The sequence below is a fragment of the Dolichospermum sp. FACHB-1091 genome (assembly GCF_014697585.1).
Lineage (GTDB): Bacteria > Cyanobacteriota > Cyanobacteriia > Cyanobacteriales > Nostocaceae > Dolichospermum.
This window is the reverse complement of the sequence record NZ_JACJSB010000012.1, coordinates 120,844-128,027: the sequence shown is the minus strand read 5'-3', so window position 1 is coordinate 128,027 and position 7,184 is coordinate 120,844. Positions and strand designations below refer to the sequence as shown.

The following is a 7,184-nucleotide window of genomic DNA, read 5'->3' as shown; positions in this document are numbered from 1 at the left end:
ATATCATTGCCTAAACCACCAATTAAGGTATCTGTACCTGCACCACCGTTGAGGATGTTATTAGCACCGTTACCAGTAATGACGTTATTACCCGCGTTACCAGTACCGTTAATTGCTGCTGTTCCTGTTAAAGTCAGGTTTTCAACGTTAGCAAGAGCCGCAATGGTGTAAGTAACACTAGATTGAATGGTATCTGTACCACCACTGGCATTTTCGGTAATGGTGTCAGTGGTGCTATCTACAACGTAGATATCATTGCCTAAACCACCAATTAAGGTATCTGTACCTGCACCACCGTTGAGGATGTTATTAGCACCGTTACCAGTAATGACGTTATTACCCGCGTTACCAGTACCGTTAATTGCTGCTGTTCCTGTTAAAGTCAGGTTTTCAACGTTAGCAAGAGCCGCAATGGTGTAAGTAACACTAGATTGAATGGTATCTGTACCAGCACTGAGATTTTCGGTAATCGTGTCAGTGGTGCTATCTACAACGTAAATATCATTGCCTAAACCACCAATTAAGGTATCTGTACCTGCACCACCGTTGAGGATGTTATTAGCACCGTTACCAGTAATGACGTTATTACCCGCGTTACCAGTACCGTTAATTGCTGCTGTTCCTGTTAAAGTCAGGTTTTCAACGTTAGCAAGAGCCGCAATGGTGTAAGTAACACTAGATTGAATGGTATCTGTACCAGCACTGAGATTTTCGGTAATGGTGTCAGTGGTGCTATCTACAACGTAAATATCGTCACCAGCCCCACCAATCAAGGTATCAATACCAGCACCACCATTAAGGGTGTCATTGCCAAAAAATCCATTGAGGGTGTCATTACCATTAGTACCATTGAGGGTGTCATTACCATTAGTACCATTGATCGGATTGCTGGATTGTCTGATTTCAATGATGCCTCGGAGAGGTTTAAGGTTATTGGGGTAATCATTCCATTGACCAGCAGCACCGAAATTCATCACCACATAATCTTCACCCTGTGGTCCGCCATTATCTGGTTGACCGGGAAACCAGTTAGTGTACGTAGATGTTTCACCACTTGCCCACTGGAACTGGCCTTCTATTACTTTATCTGTTAAGCCAATCCATAGTTCTTCAGTACCAACAAAGGTATTAGTTAGGAAGTCTTGCTCTAGTTGTGAGTTAATAGTGACAAGATTTCCGCCTAAACTTTGGGCTTCAGCTTGAGCTTCTTCCCATGTACCGGAGACCTCGGTGAGGAGATAGGTACTGCCGTTATAAGTATAAGTGGGTGGTGTGGCTTGTTGGATTTCAATGATGCCTCTGAAGGCTGTGGGAGGGACAAGAATATTGGGGTCGGGGTAATCATTCCATTTACCAGCAGCACCGAAATTCATCACCACATAATCTTCACCCGGTGGTGGTCCGCCATTATCTGGTTGAGGGGAAATACCTGTTGTACCGGGAAACCAGTTAGTGTAAGTAGGTGTTTCATTACTTGCCCACTGGAACTGGCCTTCTGTTACTTTATCTGTATAGCCAATCCATAGTTGTTCAGTCCCACCAAAGGTACTGACTAAGAAGTCTTGCTCTTCTTGTGAGTTAATAGTGACAAGATTTCCGCCTAAACTTTGGGCTTCAGCTTGAGCTTCTTCCCATGTAGCCAAGTTGGTGAGGCTATAAATACTGCCGTTATAAAACATGAGGATGACCCTGTATATTATCGATAAACATTGACAAAATTCCAATATGTATTTTCCATAACCTTTCTAGAGAAATTTCCCCTGCAAGGATTCTGGATTGTACATTTTTTTCGGATATGCCTAAAGGTTGCACGCCCATGATATCATACCAATGACTGAGTTTTGTACCGAGTTTATACTTAATTTGTACTGAGTTGTATTATACTGAAGTAGTATATAGTATTCGGACAGATAAGGATGCCAAACCCACAAAAAAACCCTATCTACCAGGACACACAGTTGCAAATGTGATTGTGTAATGGGATGCACTGAGCAGTTCAGCAAGCTCACTGTAACACTTGCCGAAGTGGACGGGGTTTGTATCCGATTTTTTTCGGTCAAATTGATCACAAGGACATAAAAAGTAAACTAATGAATGCCATAGCATCTACCCTAACTTCTATTCTCAGCACCGAAAATGCTGTTATCTCCTGGGAAAATCTCGCCCCCACCCAAAAGCAGAATCTACAACAGAGTATAGACTCTAAAAGTTATCCCATTTGCGTTGTTTATCCCCACAGCCAGGCAGAATTAGCCGCAGTTATCACCACCGTCAACCACCATCAATGGCGTGTTCTCGCCTGTGGTAGCGGTAGTAAAATTAATTGGGGTGGTTTAGCTAAAAATATTGATATTATTGTCAGTACCGAACGCATTAACCAACTCATAGAACACGCTGTAGGTGATTTAACTGTTACCGTGGAAGCAGGAATGAAATTTGCCCAAATTCAGGAAATTTTAGCAAAATCTGGACAAACTTTAGCCCTAGATCCTGCTTTCCCAGAATCAGCTACCATTGGTGGTATTGTTGCTACTGCTGATACAGGTTCTCTGCGTCAACGTTATGGTGGTGTACGTGACCAAATCTTAGGTATAACTTTTATCCGCGCCGATGGAGAAATCGCTAAAGCCGGGGGACGAGTTGTCAAGAATGTGGCGGGTTATGATTTAATGAAGTTATTTACTGGTGCTTACGGTACTTTAGGTATTATTAGCCAGGTCACTTTGCGAGTTTATCCCATCCCTGAAACTTCGGGAACGGTGCTATTAACCGGTAAACCTGAAGCCGTATCTTCAGCAGTGAGAATTTTACAAAGTTCAGAATTAACACCAACTCAAGTTGATTTATTATCAAGTAAGTTGGTGACTAGTTTAGCTTTGGGAACGGGAATAGGTTTAATTACCCGGTTTCAAAGTATTCATGAAAGTGTTGAACAACAATCGCAACGACTTTTAGCAATTGGTGAAAAGTTAGGTTTACAAGGGTTGATTTATCAAGGAGTTGAGGAGTCTAATTTATGGCAACAATTACCAAACAAAATATATGATCATCTCACAGAATCTATAATTACTTGTAAAATAGGAGTGTTACCAACTGCTGCGGTGGAGATTATCAATCAAATAAATATTGGTTTAATTCATGTTAGCAGTGGTTTGGGTTTGGTGCGGTTGGAAAAAGAAGAACAGATTTTACCTTTGCGGAATTTATGTCAAGCAAATTCTGGTTTTTTAACTATTTTATCCGCACCTGTTGAGTTAAAGGAAAGGTTTGATGTTTGGGGTTATAATGGTAATGCTTTGGAGGTCATGCGAGGTATTAAACAACAGTTTGATGGTAATATTATTTTAAGTCCCGGTCGGTTTGTGGGTGGGATTTAAGATTTCAGGATCACGAACCGCAGAGGCACAGAGGTAACAGAGGTTAAGAGGGGAGAAATATAAATGCAAGTTTCGGAAGGTTTGGTGAATAATACTGCTAGTATTAAGAATTTACAGGGTTTTGATGGTAATCATCCACCTGATCCTAAGTTAATTGATAGTTGTGTTCATTGTGGTTTTTGTCTGTCTACTTGTCCTAGTTATCGGGTATTAGGAAAGGAAATGGATTCTCCTAGAGGACGTATCTATTTAATGGATGCTATTAATGAGGGGGAAATTGCTTTAAATACCGCTACTGTTGAACATTTTGATTCTTGTTTGGGTTGTCTAGCTTGTGTCTCTACTTGTCCTTCTGGTGTGCAGTATGATAAGTTGATTTCGGCTACTAGACATCAAGTAGAAAGAAATTATCATCGCAGTTTACCTGATAAGTTAGTTCGACAATTGATTTTTTCTCTGTTTCCTAATCCTGATCTTTTAAGAATTTTACTTTTTCCTTTATTAGTTTATCAAAAGTTAGGGATTTCTAAGTTATTACAAGCAACTGGTTTAATTAAGGCTATATCTCCCCGGTTAGCTGCTATGGAATCTATTTTACCGGAAATTACTCTTAAATCTTTCCAGAATAATTTACCAGATATCATCCCAGCGAATGGTGAAAAAAGATATCGCGTTGGTGTTATTTTAGGATGTGTACAAAGGCTGTTTTTCTCTCCTGTCAATGAAGCGACTGTTAGAGTTTTAACTGCTAATGGTTGTGAGGTGGTAATTCCTAAGTCTCAAGGTTGTTGTGCGGCGCTTCCTGAACACCAGGGACAAACGGAACAAGCGAAAAATTTAGCCAGACAAATGATTGATAGTTTTGCTGATACTAATGTAGATTTTGTGATTATCAATGCTGCTGGTTGTGGTCATACTTTGAAAGAATATGGTCATATTTTAGCAGATGATCCCGAATATGCAGAAAAAGCAAAAATATTTGCCGCGAAAGTAAAAGACTCACAGGAGTTTTTAGCTAATATCGGTTTAACTGCTAAACTTTCACCTCTGACTGAGAAAAATCTGACTTTAGTTTATCAAGATGCTTGTCATTTATTACATGGTCAGAAAATTAGTGTCCAACCCCGTCAACTGTTAAAACAAATTCCAGGAGTAACTTTAAAAGAACCCATAGACGCAGCTTTGTGTTGTGGTAGTGCGGGTGTTTATAATATGTTACAACCGGAAGTTGGGGAAGAATTAGGTAAACAAAAAGCCCAAAATTTATTAAATACTGGCGCTGATTTAATTGCTTCTCCTAACCCTGGTTGTAGTTTGCAAATTAGTAAATATTTACCAGGTAAAACTATTTCTATTATGCACCCTATGGAATTATTAGATTATGCTATTCGGGGTGAGAAATTGGAGATTTAGCATATAATTTATTAAGGAATGCAAATTTAATTTAATAACCTGCAATTCTGATCTAACATGGAATGGTGCGTTACGCTTTGCTCTAGCAAAATTATGCCCGCAAGGGCTATAAACACTCTACTTTTACAATTTATTTGATTCACATTCCTAAGTAGGAGTTGCTAATAGCATGGCGTAAGCCATAAAATAAATTGCAATCTGATTATATAACTGATGTATACGTTGCTCATGGTTCACAATGGTGCTGAGTAATTTACCAACCCTACAATTACTCAAATGCTTTCGTTGATTTCATTAATAATTTAGAAAAATAGGAATTAAACAAATGTCAAATAAAAAGCCAGATTGGATAATAAGTAAACTTAAAAAAGATCCTTGTTATAACCCTTTCAATGATAAATTTGACTATCAACTTGTGCAAAAAGAAATTCTAGAAGTATTGGAAAGTAACGATAGTATTGATTATGTTGCATTAACAACAGGATTAAGCACAGTTTTCTTTCATCCATATTACGTTGATTATTATAAAATTTTCAAAAATCTTCTCAATGAGAATAATTGTAAAATAGAAGAATTAATAAAATATTTCATCTCACTAGCTAATTATTCGCTTTCTAATATTGAAGATAAAATATTTTCTGACATATCAAATAGAGAGTCATATGATTTTAAGGACTATTTAAAATACAAAATACAATCTGATATTTTTGAACCTTCAAATGCTATATCGTCTATAGAAATGCCAATAGATTTACTCAATATTATATTGAACTATATTAAATATTTTAAACATATTCATATTCATGAAGACACCAAATTTAATGATGAGCAGAAAGTCATAAAAAATATTTTAAAAATTTGGACTTTAAGTAGTTTGTATTCCAATATAAAGGATAGTTATGATTCTGCTATTTGGGAGGATGGTTACATCTTTATTGATACTGTTAACAACAATATTTTTACAAAATATCAAAATGAGGAATATCCAATTATCCTAAGAATAGGAAATTTTAGACTACAACAGAATATCTCTGCATTTCGTATTACTATTAAATCTAATTTAGATAAAGATGCTAAATTACGTGAGCAATATTTTAATCATTTGCGATTGTTTAAAAAACATAAGCGATTAAAGTCTATTAGTTTGGAAGGTGGTATGATAAAATATCAATTATCCAAAGGTCAGGATAAAGATTCTATGACAGAAGAGTTGTATCTTCATGCTGAAATGACAGCATATTACTCTTTTCTCGAAAATATAAAATTACCTAATTTAAGTAACTTATCGTTGAATAATCTATTGTCTCTATTTGCAGAAATAAAAAATTTATTACACAAGGTATCTGAAATAAAACATAAAAAATCTGAAATAAATAATTTTTCATATCTTGATCAATTTGCTTATCATATAAAAATTAATGATTTGAAAAAATATCTAGCTTGCAAAACAACTTTTTCTAATAAACAAATTGAAAGTTTTTTAAACTTACTTGAGCTCTCTGATGAAAGATATGATTTATGGAAAAAGCCTTTCATAAAGGATGGAATTTATTATCTTTTTCCTATTTTAAGCTTACGTAATCCGCAAATTATATATTTAGTTGATGAATGGATCAAAGAAGGTGGATTTTCTCTTGATGACAGGGGAAGTTTTTTTGAAGATTATATAATAAATACTTTAAAAAAAGCTCTAAATAATAAGAAGTTTTTCTTTAAAATTCCTCAAAGAAAAACATTCTCTAACGGAAAAGGAAATCATGAAGAAATTGATCTTATTTTAATCACAAAAAATTCCATTTTAATTGGAGAAATAAAATGTATTAAATTTCCTATGGATTCAAGAAGCCGTCATGATGCTATAAATAGACTTCGAGATGGTGCAAAACAAGTGAATAGAAAGACGGATTACATTTTGGCTAACAAAGAAGATTTTAAAGATGATATTGGGAATATCGAAAATAAAAAAATTGTGAGAGTTGTAATTACCAATTTCCCTATTTTTTCTGGTTTAAAATTAGATAATGTCCCAATAATAGATTTTTTCATTTTAGATTGTTATGTCAATACCGGAAAATTAGAGGTAGGAAAGGTTTACTTTAATTCCGAACAATTATTTCAGCCTAACAATCATAAAACAATATCTTTTTATGAAAATGAAGACGAATTTTCTGATAATTTAGGTGAATTCCTGGAAAATCCACCTGCTATTAGAACTTTATTTCCTATGTTTAAAATCAGAAATTATAAAGTCACCCTAGCAAATGCTAACCCTCAAATATATAGCCAAAATGCGGATACCGTTGAATCTATATTTATTTGAAGTTTATTTAGTAAAGCAGTTGCATCGCATTTCTAGTGTAGAGTTAGGAGCGATACATTCGGTGCGCTTCATTG

Annotated in this window: 4 protein-coding genes; 3 read left to right on the top strand and 1 reads right to left on the bottom strand. The window is 35.6% G+C overall.

Annotated elements, in window-relative coordinates:
- Positions 1-1,679, bottom strand: a 1,679-nt coding sequence (locus H6G25_RS10070; protein ID WP_277881746.1) for a lectin-like protein, incomplete at its 3' end; no start/stop codon positions are given.
- 411 nt (positions 1,680-2,090) lie between these two features.
- Here H6G25_RS10070 and H6G25_RS10065 point away from each other — a divergent pair.
- From H6G25_RS10065 to H6G25_RS10055, 3 genes are all read left to right on the top strand, one after another.
- Positions 2,091-3,377 carry an FAD-binding oxidoreductase gene (locus tag H6G25_RS10065; RefSeq protein ID WP_190392346.1) on the top strand — a complete coding sequence of 429 codons (1,287 nt, stop codon included), beginning with the start codon at positions 2,091-2,093 and terminating at the stop codon, positions 3,375-3,377.
- Between the two features lie 63 nt (positions 3,378-3,440).
- Positions 3,441-4,790, top strand: coding sequence for a (Fe-S)-binding protein (locus tag H6G25_RS10060; RefSeq protein ID WP_190392345.1), 1,350 nt, complete (start codon positions 3,441-3,443; stop codon positions 4,788-4,790).
- A gap of 325 nt (positions 4,791-5,115) precedes the next feature.
- A complete protein-coding gene (locus H6G25_RS10055) occupies positions 5,116-7,110 on the top strand; it encodes a hypothetical protein (protein WP_190392344.1) in 1,995 nt (664 codons plus the stop codon).
- The last annotated feature ends 74 nt before the right edge of the window (positions 7,111-7,184 follow it).